Annotated in this window: 21 protein-coding genes; 11 read left to right on the top strand and 10 right to left on the bottom strand. The window is 38.8% G+C overall.

What is annotated here, in order from left to right; all coding sequences use genetic code 11:
- The first annotated feature begins 4 nt into the window (after nucleotides 1-4).
- From DLJ74_RS02320 to gvpU, 6 genes are read left to right on the top strand one after another with little or no spacing between them, the layout of a single operon-like run.
- Entirely contained in the window at nucleotides 5-808 is an 804-nt protein-coding gene (locus tag DLJ74_RS02320) for a GvpL/GvpF family gas vesicle protein (RefSeq protein ID WP_109983192.1), read from the top strand.
- 15 nt (nucleotides 809-823) lie between these two features.
- The gene (locus DLJ74_RS02315) at nucleotides 824-1,078 is read left to right on the top strand and encodes a gas vesicle protein (protein ID WP_054788112.1); all 255 of its coding nucleotides are present in this window, start codon (nucleotides 824-826) and stop codon (nucleotides 1,076-1,078) included.
- Nucleotides 1,065-1,349, top strand: coding sequence for a gas vesicle protein K (locus DLJ74_RS02310; protein WP_109983191.1), 285 nt, complete (start codon nucleotides 1,065-1,067; stop codon nucleotides 1,347-1,349). The genes DLJ74_RS02315 and DLJ74_RS02310 overlap by 14 nt, the downstream gene beginning before the upstream one ends.
- A 17-nt stretch (nucleotides 1,350-1,366) precedes the next feature.
- Nucleotides 1,367-1,663, top strand: a complete 297-nt coding sequence (locus DLJ74_RS02305; protein ID WP_054788111.1) for a gas vesicle protein — start codon at nucleotides 1,367-1,369, stop codon at nucleotides 1,661-1,663.
- A 30-nt stretch (nucleotides 1,664-1,693) separates the two neighbouring features.
- Complete coding sequence (gvpT, locus tag DLJ74_RS02300; RefSeq protein ID WP_109983190.1) at nucleotides 1,694-2,236, top strand: YtxH domain-containing protein; 543 nt, start codon at nucleotides 1,694-1,696, stop codon at nucleotides 2,234-2,236.
- Between the two features lie 5 nt (nucleotides 2,237-2,241).
- Entirely contained in the window at nucleotides 2,242-2,652 is a 411-nt protein-coding gene (gene gvpU, locus DLJ74_RS02295) for a gas vesicle accessory protein GvpU (protein WP_109983189.1), read from the top strand.
- A gap of 41 nt (nucleotides 2,653-2,693) precedes the next feature.
- On the opposite strand, the gene DLJ74_RS02290 is transcribed toward gvpU, so the two are convergent.
- Nucleotides 2,694-3,125, bottom strand: coding sequence for a MarR family winged helix-turn-helix transcriptional regulator (locus tag DLJ74_RS02290; RefSeq protein ID WP_109983188.1), 432 nt, complete (start codon nucleotides 3,123-3,125; stop codon nucleotides 2,694-2,696).
- Nucleotides 3,126-3,265: 140 nt separating this feature from the next.
- On the opposite strand from DLJ74_RS02290, the gene DLJ74_RS02285 reads away from it, so the two are divergent.
- The gene (locus DLJ74_RS02285; protein ID WP_109983187.1) at nucleotides 3,266-4,489 is read left to right on the top strand and encodes an MFS transporter; all 1,224 of its coding nucleotides are present in this window, start codon (nucleotides 3,266-3,268) and stop codon (nucleotides 4,487-4,489) included.
- A 43-nt stretch (nucleotides 4,490-4,532) separates the two neighbouring features.
- On the opposite strand, the gene DLJ74_RS02280 is transcribed toward DLJ74_RS02285, so the two are convergent.
- On the bottom strand, nucleotides 4,533-4,832 hold the full coding sequence (locus DLJ74_RS02280; RefSeq protein ID WP_054788109.1) for a phospholipase: 300 nt from the start codon (nucleotides 4,830-4,832) through the stop codon (nucleotides 4,533-4,535).
- A 158-nt stretch (nucleotides 4,833-4,990) separates the two neighbouring features.
- On the opposite strand from DLJ74_RS02280, the gene DLJ74_RS02275 reads away from it, so the two are divergent.
- Together DLJ74_RS02275 and DLJ74_RS02270 are read left to right on the top strand one after the other, a co-directional pair.
- A complete protein-coding gene (locus DLJ74_RS02275) occupies nucleotides 4,991-7,042 on the top strand; it encodes a catalase (protein ID WP_109983186.1) in 2,052 nt (683 codons plus the stop codon).
- A gap of 116 nt (nucleotides 7,043-7,158) precedes the next feature.
- The gene (locus tag DLJ74_RS02270; protein WP_109983185.1) at nucleotides 7,159-8,175 is read left to right on the top strand and encodes a DUF3231 family protein; all 1,017 of its coding nucleotides are present in this window, start codon (nucleotides 7,159-7,161) and stop codon (nucleotides 8,173-8,175) included.
- 87 nt (nucleotides 8,176-8,262) lie between these two features.
- Here DLJ74_RS02270 and DLJ74_RS02265 read toward each other — a convergent pair whose 3' ends face one another.
- The 5 genes from DLJ74_RS02265 to DLJ74_RS02245 all read right to left on the bottom strand — a co-directional run bounded on the left by DLJ74_RS02265 (nucleotide 8,263) and on the right by DLJ74_RS02245 (nucleotide 12,035).
- Nucleotides 8,263-8,442, bottom strand: a complete 180-nt coding sequence (locus DLJ74_RS02265; RefSeq protein WP_109983184.1) for a hypothetical protein — start codon at nucleotides 8,440-8,442, stop codon at nucleotides 8,263-8,265.
- A gap of 192 nt (nucleotides 8,443-8,634) precedes the next feature.
- Nucleotides 8,635-9,501: an SDR family oxidoreductase gene (locus DLJ74_RS02260; protein ID WP_109983183.1), complete on the bottom strand. Its 867-nt coding sequence runs from the start codon at nucleotides 9,499-9,501 to the stop codon at nucleotides 8,635-8,637.
- An 11-nt stretch (nucleotides 9,502-9,512) separates the two neighbouring features.
- Nucleotides 9,513-9,695, bottom strand: a complete 183-nt coding sequence (locus DLJ74_RS02255) for a small, acid-soluble spore protein, H family (protein ID WP_054788108.1) — start codon at nucleotides 9,693-9,695, stop codon at nucleotides 9,513-9,515.
- Between the two features lie 127 nt (nucleotides 9,696-9,822).
- Nucleotides 9,823-10,470 carry an SIMPL domain-containing protein gene (locus DLJ74_RS02250; protein ID WP_109983182.1) on the bottom strand — a complete coding sequence of 216 codons (648 nt, stop codon included), beginning with the start codon at nucleotides 10,468-10,470 and terminating at the stop codon, nucleotides 9,823-9,825.
- 92 nt (nucleotides 10,471-10,562) lie between these two features.
- Complete coding sequence (locus tag DLJ74_RS02245; RefSeq protein ID WP_146202420.1) at nucleotides 10,563-12,035, bottom strand: phospholipase D family protein; 1,473 nt, start codon at nucleotides 12,033-12,035, stop codon at nucleotides 10,563-10,565.
- 163 nt (nucleotides 12,036-12,198) lie between these two features.
- On the opposite strand from DLJ74_RS02245, the gene DLJ74_RS02240 reads away from it, so the two are divergent.
- Nucleotides 12,199-13,152: a D-2-hydroxyacid dehydrogenase gene (locus DLJ74_RS02240; RefSeq protein WP_054860113.1), complete on the top strand. Its 954-nt coding sequence runs from the start codon at nucleotides 12,199-12,201 to the stop codon at nucleotides 13,150-13,152.
- 38 nt (nucleotides 13,153-13,190) lie between these two features.
- Here DLJ74_RS02240 and DLJ74_RS02235 read toward each other — a convergent pair whose 3' ends face one another.
- Nucleotides 13,191-13,874, bottom strand: a complete 684-nt coding sequence (locus DLJ74_RS02235) for a DUF421 domain-containing protein (protein ID WP_109983180.1) — start codon at nucleotides 13,872-13,874, stop codon at nucleotides 13,191-13,193.
- Between the two features lie 125 nt (nucleotides 13,875-13,999).
- Between DLJ74_RS02235 and DLJ74_RS02230 the strand changes: the two genes are divergently transcribed.
- Nucleotides 14,000-14,710 carry an EcsC family protein gene (locus DLJ74_RS02230; protein ID WP_109983179.1) on the top strand — a complete coding sequence of 237 codons (711 nt, stop codon included), beginning with the start codon at nucleotides 14,000-14,002 and terminating at the stop codon, nucleotides 14,708-14,710.
- Nucleotides 14,711-14,740: 30 nt separating this feature from the next.
- Here DLJ74_RS02230 and DLJ74_RS02225 read toward each other — a convergent pair whose 3' ends face one another.
- Together DLJ74_RS02225 and DLJ74_RS02220 are read right to left on the bottom strand one after the other, a co-directional pair.
- Complete coding sequence (locus DLJ74_RS02225; RefSeq protein ID WP_109983178.1) at nucleotides 14,741-15,910, bottom strand: MFS transporter; 1,170 nt, start codon at nucleotides 15,908-15,910, stop codon at nucleotides 14,741-14,743.
- 33 nt (nucleotides 15,911-15,943) lie between these two features.
- Nucleotides 15,944-16,642: an HAD family hydrolase gene (locus DLJ74_RS02220; RefSeq protein WP_109983177.1), complete on the bottom strand. Its 699-nt coding sequence runs from the start codon at nucleotides 16,640-16,642 to the stop codon at nucleotides 15,944-15,946.
- Nucleotides 16,643-16,647 lie beyond the last annotated feature (5 nt).

Below are 16,647 nucleotides of genomic sequence, written 5' to 3'. Positions count from 1 at the left end.
TACGATGGAACCATTCATTTATTTATATGCTTTTATTCCAGAGGAGGAAGTTGAGAGCAAACCATTAGCTAACATGGAAGGTTTTGATAGGCAGAACAACATTTATACGGTCACTATTGATGGGATTAAGGCAGTAGTATGTCGCCTCCATAGTGAGGAATATTCTGAAGAAGTCATCCAAGAAAAAATAGAAAATGATATGGAATGGCTTCAACAAAAGGCCTATTATCATCACCAAACTTTGATGAAGCTATACGAGGAGTACACGTTAATTCCATTAAAATTTTGTACGATTTACCAAAATGAGGAGAGCTTGCGTCAGAAAGTAGAAGAGAAATTAGACGATATGAGAGAAATCCTCACCCAATTGAAGGAAAAGGAAGAATGGAATCTAAAAATCTACTGTAATGAGGAGAGCTTAAAGAAGATAGTAAGCCAGGATAATCCCACGATTGCGGCAAAAAAGGAAGAAATAAATCAATTGCCGCCAGGAAGGCAGTTTTTTGAAAGGAAAAAAATCGACCAACTAATCATGGACGAACTAGATTTGGAAAAGGATCGGATATGTGAGGTGGCTCATGAGCAGTTAAATCAATACGCCGAGGATGCCGTCATTAAAAAGAATTGGAGCAAAGAAATGACAGGGCGAAAGGAAAATATGGCTTGGAATAGTGTTTTTTTATTAAAAAAGGATCAAGTGGAGCCATGCTTAGAAGAGTTAGAGCAAGCCGAAAAGGAATTAGAAACAAAAGGCTTCACTCTGGAGATAACTGGTCCATGGCCAGCCTACCACTTTGCAAGCTTTTAAGAGAGGGATGCCAACATGCCAAGAAAAGAATCCATAGAGAACAAGGAGATTGCCCTAATTGATATTTTGGATGTGATCTTAGACAAGGGGATAGCGATTAAAGGGGATTTAATCATTTCGATCGCAGGCGTCGATCTTGTTTATCTAGATTTACGTGTCTTGATTTCGTCCGTAGAGAAGCTTGTACAGTCCTATGAGGGAAATGGCGCAGTCGTTTCCTCACAGCAATTGGATAAGCAAAGGAGGGAACTAACCGATGCAACCGAGTAATCAAGCAAATGGCCGTATTAATTTAGACCCAGACAATGCAGAAGAAGGTCTTGCACAGCTTGTGATGACGGTCATTGAATTGCTTAGGCAAATAGTTGAGCGACATGCCATTAGAAGAGTTGAGGGTGGTCACTTAACAGAGGAACAGATCGAAAATCTAGGTGTTGCGCTCATGAATCTAGAGGAAAAAATGAAAGAATTAAAAGATATTTTCGGATTAGATGCAGAGGATTTAAATATTGATCTTGGGCCATTAGGAAGATTGATATGATAAGGAGGTGCTAATCTATGCCAGTAGAGAACCCAGTACAATCGAACACGATCGTCGATGTATTAGACAAAATCTTAGATAAAGGTGTCGTTATTGCTGGGGATATATCTGTTGGAATTGCAGATGTAGAGCTATTAACGATCAAGATTCGGTTAATTGTTGCCTCAGTAGATAAAGCCAAGGAAATAGGAATGGATTGGTGGGAGACAGATTCTTATCTCACTTCACAAGCGAATGATTCCAGTAAAGTATTGAGGGAAGAAAATAAAAGGCTTCAAGAGAGATTAGATCAGCTCGAGGAAAAGATAAAGTAAGTCTTAACAACCATCAAGGAGGGAAAATGAATGACTAAACTATCGACAAAAAAGCTACCAATTAAACGTACGATCACAGGTGGTGTAGTGGGAGCGACGATAGGCTATCTTGCGACACCAGAGAATGGCAAGAAGCTGTTAACACGGATAAAGGATACAGAATGGAAGGACAAAGGCAGACAAATAGGAAAAGCAACAAAAGGAAAGGTAGTCGATTTAAAGGAAGCAGGGATGCAGAAATCCAAAGAAACAATCCAAAAGGTGAAGGACGCCAATGTTTTTACAAATAGCCATGAGAATCAAGAAGAAGAAACAGAATTAGTGAATGAGGATAGCTTTATCGAACTAAAGGAAGAGAATAAAAGACTTCAAGAACGATTAAAGGGACTGGAAGAAAAAATAAATAATCTCACAGTGACAGAAGAGGACGAGACCAACACAAAGGAGCAAGCGAATAAAAATAATAAAACAACCAAAAAAACAACCTCCACAAAAAGAAAATCCACAAGCAATAAAAAGGCGAATACTTCCGTTACCAATAATGATGATACTAAATCCGAGTCAGGGGAGTGAAAGAAATGAGTGCAAAAGAAATAGATAGTATTCTAGCCTTTTTGGTTGAGGCTACGAATAAGCATCGCTTTTCTTTAGACATTACCTTAAATGTGAATGGATCTATCGTATCTGGAACGACAGTATCTGCAAAAGGATATTTTGAGGGTTTAAGTGATGCCTTTGAGGATGGAAATGATATTTCTAAAAAAATTAGTGAACAGCTCTCGCAAGCAAGTGAAGCAGTAGATGATGGTGGGAGTGAGATGGCTCAATTTATCCATTTGAAAAATGCCAAGGTCTATTGTGGAGATAGTAAACCAACCCCGTCAAGCGGTAAAATTCTTTGGCGAGGAAAATTACAGGAAATTGATGGTTTTTTTCTAGGTAAAATATCAGAGGCTAGGTCAAGCACTTCTTCTAAAACAAAATCATGACCAAAAGGAGATGGTTCCTTAAAGGAGGCATCTCCTTTAGATTATGGTTTCAAACGTTCCACCACATGTTGATTATATTTTTGAAGAAGCTTCCCAAATGCTAGTTGTTCTTCTTCCGACCAATCCTCTAATATCTTACCTAATCTTTCAAAACGTCTTTGTTTATTTTTATCAAGCTCCTCTTCTCCTAATGTGGTGATTTGATAAAAATAGGCTCTTTTATCCTGTGGATTAGGTATTCGTTGAACATAGCTTTTCGATTCAAGTGCTGCTGCTTGTCTACTAATGGTAGAGATATCTAATTGCAAGGCTTCTGCCAAGCTCTTCACCCCTGATGGTCCATTGGATGATAAGATTCGTAAGATAATATAAGCAGAGCGCTCAAGCTGATCATTTCTTTTCTCAGAAATAACGATCCTTCGAATAAAATCGGTAATTTCCTTTTCAATTAATTCAAGTGATGGTTGACTCACAGACCGATGCCTCCTTTCATTTATTAGGAGCTTATTTCTATTATATCAAACTTGACAAAAAATGATATTTAGTTGTATTATACAATAATATTGGTTGTAATGCGCAACTAAAATGGAAAGTTTAGATGAGGAGTTTTTAGATGTCCATTCATACCGCAACAGAGTCTTCCTTGGAAACAAAACCTAGTATTCTTACTCAGCCTAAAGCAGTGTGGGCTGTTTTTTTCGCTTGTATTATTGCTTTCATGGGCTTAGGACTTGTTGACCCCATTTTACCAGCCATTGCGAGTCAACTCCACGCATCACCAAGTGAGGTAACCTTATTATTTACGAGCTATAATGCGATTATGGCGATTGCTATGCTCGTTACAGGTACGATTACTTCGCGAATCGGGATGAAAGGTAGCTTGCTTGCCGGGATTATTATTATTGCTTTATTTTCTGCCTTGGGTGGCTTATCTAATGGAATTTGGGAACTAGTTCTACTACGAGGGGGATGGGGCTTAGGAAATGCGCTCTTTGTCGCAACGGCATTAAGTGCTATCGTCACACTTTCTCCAAGTGGGAATGCGAAAGCAATTATTTTATACGAAGCCGCGATTGGTCTTGGGATTTCCGTCGGGCCACTGATTGGCGGAGCATTAGGGGCGATTTCTTGGCGTGGCCCATTTTTAGGTGTAGCGTCCTTAATGATTATCGCCTTTTTAGCGTTGAGTCTGCTGATGCCAAGCACAAAACCTCGACAATCTTTAGCACGAAAAAAAGTCTCTCTATTGGATCCCTTTCGTGCATTGAAGCACCGCTCACTCTTTGTACTTGGCATGACGGCCGCATTATATAATTTTGGCTTTTTTACATTACTGGCTTATGCTCCATTTGTTTTACATTTAGATGAGCATGGCTTAGGTTATGTATTTTTAGGTTGGGGGCTATTACTAGCGATTACCTCCGTATTTATGGCACCTAAACTACAAAAATGGTTTGGCACGATAAGGTCTATGTGTATGATGTTAATTTTATTCGCTATGGTGCTTTTATCGATGGGTATCTGGAACTCTACCCAGTCACTACTTATTGTGGCAGTGATACTTGCAGGCGGTCTACTAGGAAATAACAATACATTGATTACAACAGCGGTCATGAATGCCAGTCCTGTAGAACGTCCAACTGCATCGGCCGCGTATAGCTTCTTGCGGTTTCTAGGTGGCGCGATTGCTCCATTTACGGCTGGGAAATTAGCAGAGATCTACAATTCAAGTGTTCCTTTTTATGTAGGTGCAGGCTTTGTATTTTTATCGGTCCTATTTATATGGATGAATCGAAGCCATGTCCAACATGTAGATGAGGTAGAAAGTTCTCATTAAGAAGCAGGCTGTCCTTCAGAGGACAGCCTTTTATGTTTACAGATTAACTCTGCCTATCCTTGCCCATTCCACAACGGAAAAAGGTTTGTAGCTGCATATAGCGATAAAGTAGGTGGGCGTGTCTCCCCTTTTCTGTACGATGGTTCACCATGGAACGAATTTGATGTAGAAAAGCTTTGTCACAAGCACATCGATTGGGATTTCGCTGATAGCATTCATCATGCCGCTTACAAGCTGCATCTACCTCATTAATAGGTGCACCAGGACCACTACAGCCGGGCCCACACCAATTGTACCCTTTTGGTATACATAGACGAGGCTTACTTTTTCTTTCGGAAAACAAAGGAATCACTTCCTTTCTGTTCTTAATGTAGTTTATTACATTGGATAATTGCTTGTATATGCTCCTATCTCCATCAAAATTATATTGGTCATGTTTGCTTCTGCTATCGTCAGGGAATAGGATTTATGGCAATATTTTAAGGAGGAGGAAGAAACAACATGAGTAATGAACGAAATGTGAATGGGGCAGACAATAAGAAGGAACAATTAGAACAGTTTACAACCGATGACCGTCATAAGAAAATGACAACAAATCAAGGGTTGAAGGTTTCTGAAGATGAGTTTTCCTTAAAAGCAGGGGAACGTGGTCCAACGATCATGGAGGATTTTCATTTCCGCGAAAAAATGACACACTTTGACCATGAAAGAATTCCTGAAAGAATCGTACATGCTCGTGGTTATGCTGCTCATGGTGAATTTCAAGTATATCATTCAATGAAGGAATATACGAAAGCAGGTTTCCTCCAAGATCCAGATAAGACAACACCAGTTTTTGTACGTTTTTCTACCGTTGCGGGTAGTAAAGGTTCTGGTGAATTAGCTAGAGACGCAAGAGGTTTTGCAACAAAATTTTATACTGAGGAAGGCAATTACGATTTAGTCGGTAATAATATACCAGTATTTTTTATTCAGGATGCAATCAAATTTCCAGACTTAGTGCATGCGTTAAAGCCTGAGCCACATAATGAAATGCCACAAGCTGCCACGGCCCATGATACATTTTGGGATTTCGTTGCTAATAATCAGGAATCGGCGCATATGGTGATGTGGGCAATGTCTGATCGAGCTATTCCTAGAAGCTTTCGAATGATGGAAGGCTTCGGAGTTCATACCTTTCGTTTTGTGAATGAAGAAGGAAAGTCCCATTTTGTTAAATTCCATTGGAAGCCCATTCTAGGTACGCATTCGGTTGTATGGGACGAGGCCCAAAAGCTCAATGGTAAGGATCCGGACTTTCATCGAAGAGATTTATGGGAAGCGATTGAAGCAGGAGATTATCCTGAATATGAATTAGGGGTACAGATGATTCCAGAGGAAGATGAATTTAAATTTGATTTCGATATTTTAGATCCAACCAAGCTCTGGCCAGAGGAGGATGTTCCTGTTCAACTGATTGGGAAAATGACATTGAATCGCAATGTGGATAATGTCTTTGCAGAAACAGAACAGGTCGCCTTTCATCCTGGACATGTCGTCCCTGGGATTGACTTTACCAACGATCCATTGTTACAAGGTCGATTATTTTCTTATACAGATACACAGCTGATCCGTTTAGGAGGACCGAATTTCCATGAGCTTCCGATAAATCGTCCGGTATGCCCATTTCATAATAATCAGCGGGATGGTTATGGCAGACAGACGATTAATCGTGGACCAGTAAGCTATCATAACAATTCACTGGCACAGAACACGCCAGAAACATCGACAGAAGAAGAAGGTGGCTATAAGCATTATGATGAGAAAGTCGATGGTCATAAGATCAGGGCAAGAAGTGGAAGTTTTAAAGATCATTTTTCTCAAGCTACCCTATTCTGGAATAGTATGAGCAAGGCGGAGAAGGAGCATATGATCAATGCCTTCAGTTTTGAGCTTGGGAAGGTAGAGAATACCTCTGTAAGGGAGCAGGTTGTGGAGATGTTTTCCCATGTAAGTACTGAGCTCACACATGGATTTGCGAAGGCAATAGGGGTAGAACCACCTAAGGAAAAAGAGATCACCGTGACAAAGTCCTCCCCAGCACTAAGCCAGGAGAATACAGCAAAAAGACCAGAAACACGGAAAGTTGCTGTAATAGTCGGAAAAGGCTTTAATGGTGCAGAGCTTCAAACGGTTGTTAACACATTAAAGCGAGAGGGGATTCATGCTGAAATTCTAAGTAATACTTTAGGTACAGTCAAAGGTTCAGATGGCGTGGAATTAGCAGTAGATCAAACCTTTTTAACAGCAGACTCTGTCCTGTTTGACGCAGTCTATGCAGTGACTGGAAGTGAGGAGGATAAAAGCTTTTATAAGAAGGCTGTCTTATTTGTTTATGAGGCATTCTCGCACTTTAAACCAATTGGGGCAACACAAGAAGGCCAAAAGCTTTTAGAGGTAGATGAAATGAAGCATAGTCCTGGTGTGATCATTGAAGATGAGCCACAGGAATTTGCGAATCAATTTATCGATGCAATAGCATCACATAGGTTTTGGAATCGAAAGGTTTTGTAATAAATGAGGAAGCCAGGGGGTTTAAAGCCTCTGGTTTTTTTTGTGATTATTTCTCATATTTTTTCTGCTAATGGGAAAAGCTATTCCTTGACGTATTTCATTTGGGGGGTAGTGTAATGAGCAATAATCATCATAATACGAATAGATTAACTTCAGCAGAAATGGGGAAGCTTTGGGTGGCTTATACAGGGAATACGATGGCGACATGTGTGCTTAGTTACTATCTTCAGCATGTCGAAGATCGAGATATTAAAAAGGTTGTGGCAAAAGCATTAAAGCTAAGCGAAAAGCTGGTAAATAATATTAGAGATATATTCATGCAAGAAAAATTCCCTGTACCAATTGGTTTTACTAGTGAAGATGTGAACTTAGGCGCACCTCGGTTATTTGCGGATGAGTTTTATCTCCATTACTTGAAGTATACAAGTAAGGCTGGTATGAGTATTTATGCTATTGCTATCCCCATTATGACGAGAAAAGATACGAGAAACTTGTTTATTGAAACGTTTCATGAAACAGAAAAATTGATCAATGAGGTAAATGATACATTAATGAAGAAAGGCTTCTATACACCGCCGCCTCAAATCCCAATACCAGAAAAGGTGGACTTTATCAGCAAGCAAAATTATTTAAATGGGTTTTTTGGAGATATTCGATCCCTTCATGCACTAGAAATTGCCCATCTGTATGATGATAATGAAAATAACACAGCTAGTAAGGCTTTATTAATTGGTTTCAGCCAAGTAGCAAAAAATGAAAAAGTGAAAAAATTTATGTTAAAAGGAAAGGAAATAACGGCTAACCATATTGAGGCATGTTCACAAATGCTGAATAAGGAACATTTGCCAACCCAACCTTTACTAGATGACTTAGTAACGACTTCTAATTTTGCTCCTTTTTCCGATAAGCTAATGCTTTGGCATAAAATAGACATGTTCTCCATGAAGATTCGATCCTACGCTAATGCTGCATCACTCAATGGAAGGCGTGACCTAGGTGTGATGCACGGTCGGTTTATGGTGGATATAGGGAAATATGTGCAGTCTGGTGCCAATATTATGATTGACCATGGTTGGATGGAACAGCCACCAAAAGCAACGAATCGTAAAGAACTAACAGATAATAAGGAATAGTTTTGGTGTTCCATCAAAATGCGGACATCTAAAGACAAAGGAACACATTCGCGAGAGAAGCGAATGTGTTCCTTTGGAAAACAATGTTTAGACTTTTGATTTAATCTTATCCAATAATCGTACTTTCCCAGTGCCTTCACATGTAGAGCAAGCAAGCTCCCCTTCGCCTCCACAATTCTCACATTTGTGAATGCCATAATCAATACCTTCTCCTGAGCATTTGCGGCAGCGGACTAACCCTTCACCATTACAACTGTTACATCTCATTGTTAATTCCTCCTTTTGAATTTTAAAACAAATGAGACAACGACTTGTTGTATAACAGGTATTGCTAGTTAATAAATACCCCGTTTATCACTTGTTAATCCTAAAAATTGGATTTGTTTATAAAATGTAACATTGTTGTAATAATAACGAAAAAGCTAAAATGAAAATTCCATTCTGGCTTCCTTCTTTCGCTTAAGAGGAAGTCCATGATCCGCCATTAATATGAATAGCCTGTCCTGTCATATAAGAGGACTCGTCGGAAGCTAGCATCACATACGGCCATGCATGCTCTGATGGTTGACCAGGTCGTCCCATTAAACCATCCTGACCAAATTCCTCTACCGCATCTTCATCAAACGATGCAGGGATAAGTGGTGTCCATACAGGTCCTGGTGCAACGGAATTTGCTCGGATCCCTTTTTTGGCTAAGCTCTGAGCAATACTACGGGTAAATGCTGTGATGGCTCCTTTTGTTGCGGAATAATCCATGAGTATTCCATTCCCTTTATAGGCATTTATTGACGAAGTACTAATGATGGAATCACCAGCTCTCATATGTTTTACTGCAGCTTTCGTTAAATAGAACTGTGAGAAGAAATTTGTACGGAATACCTCTTCCATTTGTTCATTCGAAATGTCTAATACATCTTCTTTGATATATTGAATGGCGGCATTATTCACAAGAATATTTAGTTGTCCAAATTCGTCTACCGTCTTCTCGACAAGATGTACACAGTGTTCGGGATCTTTAATATCCCCAGGCAAGAGTAAGCACTTCACACCCTCTCTTTCGACTAACTTTTTGGTCTCTTCGGCATCATTATCTTCATCAAAATAAGAGATGGCAAGATTGGCTCCTTCCTTTGCATAAACAATCGCAACTGCACGACCAATTCCACTGTCTCCACCAGTAATAAGAGCCGTTTTGCCCTTCAATCTACCGACACCTTTATAGTCCAATGGCTTATGTGGCAATGGATTCATTTGTGATTCGATTCCTGGCTGTCTCTCTTGCTTCTGTCTCGGTGTAGATCCGTTTTGCATGTCTCTTGGATTCATTGTTTTACCTCCTATTCTTCTTCGTATAGCTCTGTCACGTCTACTTCAAATACTTCATCCGATTGTTTCGTATATCTTACTAAAACATTTTGGGTATCGTCATCTACATCAATAATATAGACATATTGTCCATTATGAAGGACATCTTTCATCACCGGATCATCCTTGATCTCTTTTGCACGCATTACATTCATGTTCATTACCTCCTTTGATCGGTTTGTTCTTCCTGTTTATTTCATTACCGCGATGGAAAGATTTTAAACATTTCCTCGGTAATTGCAATATAAATGTAAAAAGCTCGTCAAAGAGACGAGCGGAATGCTAGCAATAGTAGGTGAATTTCATTTCTATATTTGCTTCTATTTCTATTTGTCCAGGCTCGATTGGGGTAGTAGCATTGCTTGCTTTCAAGCTATAGGCTTGGAAGGGCTGTGGTCTACTAGGCATGAGCTCGGTAATGTGGAAGGGAACAGGAAAGAGGTGTACACGAATCGTTTGCGTTATGGTTTGTGCTTTTTGATAAGCGTTTTGTATAGCTAGCTGAAGTGCTTGTTGATAGTAGCGATGATGATCACTTAATGTAAATACGATATTAGAAATTTGATTTGCTCCATTTTGAACGGCTGTGTCGATTATTAGTCCGGTTTGAGCTAAATCTGTCACTCTTATCGATAGCCTATTGGTTACCTGATAACCTTTAAGGATAGGATTGCCATTCTGATAATCGTATTGGGGATAAATTGAATACTCGATTGTTTGGATATTTTCTTGAGTAATAGGAATAGACAGCAGTGCCTGATAGAGCCGATTCATGATAATAGCATTCTCTTCCTGTGCAGTTAACGCATCTGCTGCCTCTGTTACCACTCCTAATTCCAATTCGGCTACATCTGGTCGTACTTGTAACATGCCCGTACCAAAAACCTTTAGAGAAGGTTGATTCCATTCTTTATGAAAATGATTGGACATTCTCTCCCTCCATTCTTTTTCGATAATTTAGTCTATTCGTAGAGGGGGGAAAAATATGTGAATCTGAGAAAAAGTAGCTTAGGAAATTAGCTCTAATAAGTAGTAAACATCGTAAATTTTTGCAAGGTATAGCCTATTTTTCGTACGATGTTTATCGAATCGGCATATTCCTTATACGCTAAAGTATAGACAGCATCCTCATTATTCCAAATTATGCGAAAGTATTGATCGACCTCCTGTACTACTTTCTGGTGATTAGCCGAAGAGATCGAGAGGTTACTCTCTAAATTATAATTATTGAGATTTCTCGCAGTGAAATTGCTAGAGCCGATTACTATCTCACTCGTGGCCTGACCATGAACATAAAAAATCTTAGAATGATACTGCTCTTTGTTGATGTTATACCACCTAATCGTAATATTTTCTGAATGATCATTCTGTAATTCACTAGCAACAGGGATATTAGGTAATCCTACCTTTTCATTGCCAAAAGCATTTTGATTCGGATCAAGAATGATTCTAATCGATGCTCCACGGTCAGCAGCGTCTTTTAGTGAGTCAATAATCGTTCGGTCTGCTAAATAAAACATGCCAATCCAAATTTCATCTTCGGCTGTTGTGTCCTTTATCACTTGAATCACCCTTTTCTCTGTTTGTTTCTCTGTAACAATTTGTGCTTGAATAGCATCTTTTTTTGATGAGGTAGTTGTTTCAAGCAATGGGTCTAATTCCTTTTCGGTTGGAAATAAGGAGGTATCCCCTCCAGAGAATGCGGCAACAGCTTGTTCAGATTCAATGAGGTCTTTTAGGATAGCACCCTTTACTTTAAAGCCAACATTAGAGTGAAAGCCACTCGCATCATGAGGATTACCTGATAATATCAATCCATTGTCCTCCGAAATAACGACTTTACGATGGTTTGCTTTAATATTTAATAGCTTTAAGTAAGAACGTGCGGTAACATTTGGAGACTTATTACCAAATGGATTGGTGATCCAGCCAGTACCTTCTTGACCAAACCACTTGACAAACATTCGCCAAAAACCAGAATAAAGCGGGTTGGGATCTCTTAATCTATTTAAATCCGTATAGATGACTTCTGCACCTATTTGACTTAATGGCTCTATATGCTGAGCCTTATGAGATCCGTAGGTTGTATTAATTGGATCTGTAATAAAGATAATTTCTAGATCAGGGTATTTTTCCTTCTGTTTCATTATTTTTTGCCGAATGGTGCGACTAATAGGAGGGAAGTCTCTTCCTATAGCCGACGTTTCATTCATCATGAAAAAATCAAGGATTAAAAATTCCTCCGCATTTTCGATCGTTTGATAAACTTCTTCAAATATTTCTTGTTCGTGTATTTCCTTTCCATTCTTTTGATAGGTTAAATCATATAAAAATTCTATCTCACTATCGGTCAAATGGTGAATATTGCCTTTGTAGTTGATTCCCTTAGGTAGAGGCTTCTGTTGATGGTAGAAAATAGTACTAATATAGATAATCGATAACACAAAGAGGACCCAAAGTGATCTTTTTTGATGCCATTTATGACGTTTCTTCATCGCTGCTTGCTCCTTCAAAAAAATTAAAGTCTATTATCTATACCCTCTTTTTATACTTCTATCCCCTTGATTTTTCATCATGAAAAATGAATCTATTTTAATAATCATCTATAATATAAGGTGGGAAGAATATTCAAATGACTAACTAAAAATAGGAGGATCTATGACGATTCGAACGATTGCAGTAAACCTCGATTTGAAGGAGAAGGAGCTAGAATGGATACAGAATCATGCCCAAGATTGGAATGTCATAGCTGGTGCTGATTTGTCAGCAGAAGAGTTATTACAAGCAGAGATTATGTTGAATTGGAAAAAAGGAGTAAGAGATATTTTATCAGAGAGTAATAGGTTAAGGTGGGTGCAAACATGGAGTGCAGGTGTCAACCGTCTTCCGTTAGAACAATTAAAAGCAAAGGGAATCCATCTAACGAGTGCGAATGGTGTCCATGCCTATCCTATTTCTGAGACGATTTTTGCCATGTTATTAGGCTTTACTCGAAGAATAGATACCTATGTCCGTCAACAGCAGCTGAAGAAATGGGAGCATGCGAATTTAAGAAAAGAGATTCATGAAAAAACAATAGGAATTCTTGGTATTGGTGCGATTGGATTAGAGACGGCAAGAATAGCGAAGGCATTCGGAATGAAGGTACTAGGAATGCGTTATTCTGGAAGGTCAGCAGAATATGTTGATCAAATGTATAAACCAAAGGAGTTGGATAAATTATTACCACAGTGTGACTATGTGGTGATCACCCTTCCCTTAACAGAACAAACGAAGGATATGTTTACCACTAAGGAATTCAAACTAATGAAAGAGAACGCATTCCTTGTTAATATTGGTCGAGGGCCGATTATAAAAGAAGCTGATTTAATACAAGCATTAGAAAAAAACGAAATAGCAGGAGCAGGCCTGGATGTTTTTGTCGAAGAACCATTAGCTGTCGATAGTCCACTTTGGGAAATGGAAAATGTGATTATTACACCACATACAGCAGGTTCAACAGAATATTATACGGAACGTGTGATCAGGGATATTTTTCTGCCTAATTTCAAGGCCTATCTCCAAACAGGTAAGCCGACGACCAACCTTGTAAATTACAGTAGAGGATATTAGATCCCTTCATTCTCCATCAATGGGGTGAAGGGACCCCCTTATTTAATTGGTGGTACAAATAAGGGGTCTTGATTGAATTTTGAAATATGTAAATCCTTCTGGCGGTTAATCGAAGCAAAGAATACATCCTCTAGCTGTTCAATATTAGACTCATGCAATTTCTTTATTAACCATTCCTTATCCACATGTAGTGCAGGAAGAACATCCTCCATGATTTTTCCTTCCAATACAACAGGAAAGGAAATAGGTAATGGGGAAGACTTTGCCTTTAAGACACTCAATTCACCGTTTGCTTCAATTATGGCTGTCTCCACTTCTCTTATGTCGAATATTTCATTATTTCGTAGCATTTCCAATATGTTAGAAACCGTGTACCCTATTTTCTTTAAGTTTTGATTTAAAAATATTCCATCCTGGATGACAATCGTTGCTTCAAATGTTACTGCCTGATCTACCTTTTGACTTGCTATTTTTAGATGGGCAACCGTTTTTTGCAATAGGGCGATTACGATAATTGCAAAAATAGTTGGTAGATGGTTAATATTGGGGTCGGCGATATCTGCTCCAACTACCGATGCTAAGGTTATAATAACTAAGAAATCGAAAACGGGTAATTCCCCTACTGCTCGTTTACCCATGAATAGTGTGATCACGAGTAATAAAGGCAAAATGGTTAGGACTCTCCATCCAACGAGTAATAGGTCTTTCAGTAAATCCTCCATCTGTTTTCACCTCAAATAATTGTGTATTGCTATTTTTTCCACCTCCTTAGGATCCATGCATAATTAGGAAACCTTTTTCAATTTCCTTCGTATAAGAAGTAAACAAAGAATGGAGCGATTGATTCATGAATGACTATGAAGAAAAAGTATATCAAGAAATGATGGAATGGGAGCTAAAATTACTTAGAAACAAAAGTATGGTCCAGAGGCTTTCTAAAAAGGCTCAGAACAAGATAAATAGTTATATACCAGAGAAAGCCCACACCGTCATAACAGAAGCTATCAAACATATGGTGAAGGCAACCCTTGTTGGATCTGACTTTACCACTTCAAAAAAGCCTAGCAGCTTATACTCATTGGAAGAAAAGGAAAAATTAGTCGAAGAAAAAATCACTTCTTATCGAAAAACAGCAGCAATTGAAGGAGCGGGTACTGGTGCAGGAGGTATCCTTCTAGGACTTGCTGATTTCCCCTTACTGCTATCGATTAAAATGAAGCTTTTGTTTGAATTAGCCTCTATCTATGGATATGATACCAAAAATTATGAAGAGCGATTATTTTTGCTACACATTTTTCAACTTGCCTTTGCAAACGATGATCGTAAAAGAGAGGTATATTATTTTATCAAACATTGGGAGGAAGAAAAGGAGAAGCTAGTCGATGTGGATTGGCGCGTTTTCCAACAGGAATATCGTGATTATATTGATTTAGTAAAATTATTTCAGATGATTCCAGGTATTGGGGCGGTCGTAGGCGCATATGCCAATTATAATCTTGTCGACCAGCTCGGAGAAACGGCAAAAAATTGCTATCGACTTCGGATTTTTGGTGAATAGCATAAATTAACCCTTCCGTCGATAGAAATTTTATTCAGAATAGACAGTTTTCTTTTGAAGCTTCACATAATAGTAGTAAATACCTAATGCTAATATCGATAGGATAATTCCAGAAACATAAGGCAAATAAATAGCTAGTCCGTATAGCATTCCGCCCAGGGAGGGCCCGATAATTCGACCTAATGAATCAAAGGAAGACAGCATACCTGTTACCTGGCCATAGCCTGATTTTGCCTTTTTCGTTAGTAAGGAAGAAACGGCAGGGCGAATCAAGCCATTTCCAATTCCGAAAATCGTTAAAAAGATAGCAGCCGTTAAGAAGCTGTTCACTAACAGAATTGTCGCAAAGCCAATGGTGGAAACGATAATACCGATTTGAATAACATTGCCTTCCCCGAATTTTTTCGTCATTTTACCGACAAGTCCGCCTTGTACAACGGCTCCAGCTAAGCCCATGATCATAAAAATATAGCCAAGCTCCGTTGTTCCTAATCCTGCTTTGTCATCGGCAAAATAGGCAAAAGTAGCCTCAAGACCAGCAAGAGAAATCGACACAAACCATTGTAGTATAAATAACGGTGCTGTTGGATCCTTGATTGCCTTTAAGAAGGAAGGTCGATTTCTTTGTTGCTCGACTGCTTGATCTTTATCCAGTGACTCCTTCAACACAAGCATAACGAGTATTAAGGTAATAAGGGAAGAGCCTCCCGCTAACAAAAATGGGGTCGAAAGATTATTTTCTGAAAAAATACCACCAATCGCTGGTCCAAAAATAAACCCTAATCCAACAGAGGCCCCGATAATCCCCATCCCTTTACTGCGGTTCTCTTCTGTTGTGATATCTGCCACATATGCCATGACAGTAGGCATATTCGCAGCCGAAAGAAATCCACCAATAATTCTAGCAGCAAATAGCATCCATAAATGGGAAGCAAAGGCCATTAGAAAAAAGGATAAAGCAAGACCTGAGATCCCTAATAATAAAACAGGCTTTCTCCCTATGCGATCAGAGATTCTCCCCCACATTGGTGAGAATAGAAATTGCATTAAAGAATAAACAGACATCAATAAGCCTAATTCCAGCGGAGATGCCCCTAACTCCTCTGCATAAAAAGGTAGAACCGGAATAATAATCCCAAATCCGACCATAACTAGAAACATTACAGCAAATAATATCGCTAAAACTTTTTTAGATTTCACAGATGTTCACTCCAACTGAATAGAATATACCTCTCACTTAAGAAACCATGATACTAATTCTTTTGGATGATAAGCCGTGTAATTAGGCTGCCACTTAGGAAGATCGATCGTCCGCTTTCGGTGGTTCATCCAAATTGCCTGCCATCCCATTTGCTTCGCCCCGACAATATCATTTTCATAGGAATCCCCAATATACACTGTTTTTTCTTTATTGAGCTTTAATTGGTCTTCCATATATCGAAAGACTTCCCTACTAGGCTTTGAATGACCAATTGCACCTGAGACAAAAATATGGGTTGCTGGAATCCAATGAGATAAGCCTAGCTGTTTTACCTTCATCATTTGATGGGCTTCTTCTCCGTTTGTGAGAATCGCTAGCTGTTTTTTTTGTGAAAGAAGGTGATCTAATAATTGTTTTAATTCCTCAAATAAAGTAATTTGTTTTTGCTCTTGCAAGTATTTTTGTTGAAAACTGACAGCGTCTTGATAGCTTATAGCTAATCCAAACTCTTCACATGCCTTTGTTATACGATAGGTTTGGAGCTCTAAAGCAGTGATTTCCCCATTCATGTGTTTTTCAAAGACTTCATCACTATATTTTCTACTAGTGATATAAAGAGCCTCCAACTCTGCATCAATGAAATCCTGCTGGAATTGTTGTTTTACTGTATTCTTAAATGGTAGTAATTGATCATATAATGTATCATCTACATCGAAAATAATGGTATCCATTTGCG

This window comes from Gracilibacillus dipsosauri (assembly GCF_003176895.1).
GTDB classification, from domain to species: Bacteria; Bacillota; Bacilli; order Bacillales; family Amphibacillaceae; genus Gracilibacillus; species Gracilibacillus dipsosauri.
The sequence above is the reverse complement of the archived record's forward strand: the minus strand, read 5'-3'. Positions and strand labels throughout refer to the sequence as shown.

What these genes read in the sequence shown, in the direction of transcription:
- DLJ74_RS02305 (WP_054788111.1), top strand. Translation starts at nt 1,367, where the DNA reads ATGCCAGTAGAGAACCCAGTACAATCGAACACGATCGTCGATGTATTA.
- DLJ74_RS02265 (WP_109983184.1), bottom strand. Translation starts at nt 8,442, where the DNA reads ATGAGATGTAACAGTTGTAATGGTGAAGGGTTAGTCCGCTGCCGCAAA.
- DLJ74_RS02240 (WP_054860113.1), top strand. Translation starts at nt 12,199, where the DNA reads ATGACGATTCGAACGATTGCAGTAAACCTCGATTTGAAGGAGAAGGAG.
- DLJ74_RS02220 (WP_109983177.1), bottom strand. Translation starts at nt 16,642, where the DNA reads ATGGATACCATTATTTTCGATGTAGATGATACATTATATGATCAATTA.
- DLJ74_RS02310 (WP_109983191.1), top strand. Translation starts at nt 1,065, where the DNA reads ATGCAACCGAGTAATCAAGCAAATGGCCGTATTAATTTAGACCCAGAC.
- DLJ74_RS02255 (WP_054788108.1), bottom strand. Translation starts at nt 9,695, where the DNA reads ATGAATGTAATGCGTGCAAAAGAGATCAAGGATGATCCGGTGATGAAA.
- DLJ74_RS02260 (WP_109983183.1), bottom strand. Translation starts at nt 9,501, where the DNA reads ATGAATCCAAGAGACATGCAAAACGGATCTACACCGAGACAGAAGCAA.
- DLJ74_RS02235 (WP_109983180.1), bottom strand. Translation starts at nt 13,874, where the DNA reads ATGGAGGATTTACTGAAAGACCTATTACTCGTTGGATGGAGAGTCCTA.
- DLJ74_RS02285 (WP_109983187.1), top strand. Translation starts at nt 3,266, where the DNA reads ATGTCCATTCATACCGCAACAGAGTCTTCCTTGGAAACAAAACCTAGT.
- gvpU (WP_109983189.1), top strand. Translation starts at nt 2,242, where the DNA reads ATGAGTGCAAAAGAAATAGATAGTATTCTAGCCTTTTTGGTTGAGGCT.
- DLJ74_RS02250 (WP_109983182.1), bottom strand. Translation starts at nt 10,470, where the DNA reads ATGTCCAATCATTTTCATAAAGAATGGAATCAACCTTCTCTAAAGGTT.
- DLJ74_RS02320 (WP_109983192.1), top strand. Translation starts at nt 5, where the DNA reads ATGGAACCATTCATTTATTTATATGCTTTTATTCCAGAGGAGGAAGTT.
- DLJ74_RS02230 (WP_109983179.1), top strand. Translation starts at nt 14,000, where the DNA reads ATGAATGACTATGAAGAAAAAGTATATCAAGAAATGATGGAATGGGAG.
- DLJ74_RS02315 (WP_054788112.1), top strand. Translation starts at nt 824, where the DNA reads ATGCCAAGAAAAGAATCCATAGAGAACAAGGAGATTGCCCTAATTGAT.
- DLJ74_RS02245 (WP_146202420.1), bottom strand. Translation starts at nt 12,035, where the DNA reads ATGAAGAAACGTCATAAATGGCATCAAAAAAGATCACTTTGGGTCCTC.
- DLJ74_RS02275 (WP_109983186.1), top strand. Translation starts at nt 4,991, where the DNA reads ATGAGTAATGAACGAAATGTGAATGGGGCAGACAATAAGAAGGAACAA.
- DLJ74_RS02270 (WP_109983185.1), top strand. Translation starts at nt 7,159, where the DNA reads ATGAGCAATAATCATCATAATACGAATAGATTAACTTCAGCAGAAATG.
- gvpT (WP_109983190.1), top strand. Translation starts at nt 1,694, where the DNA reads ATGACTAAACTATCGACAAAAAAGCTACCAATTAAACGTACGATCACA.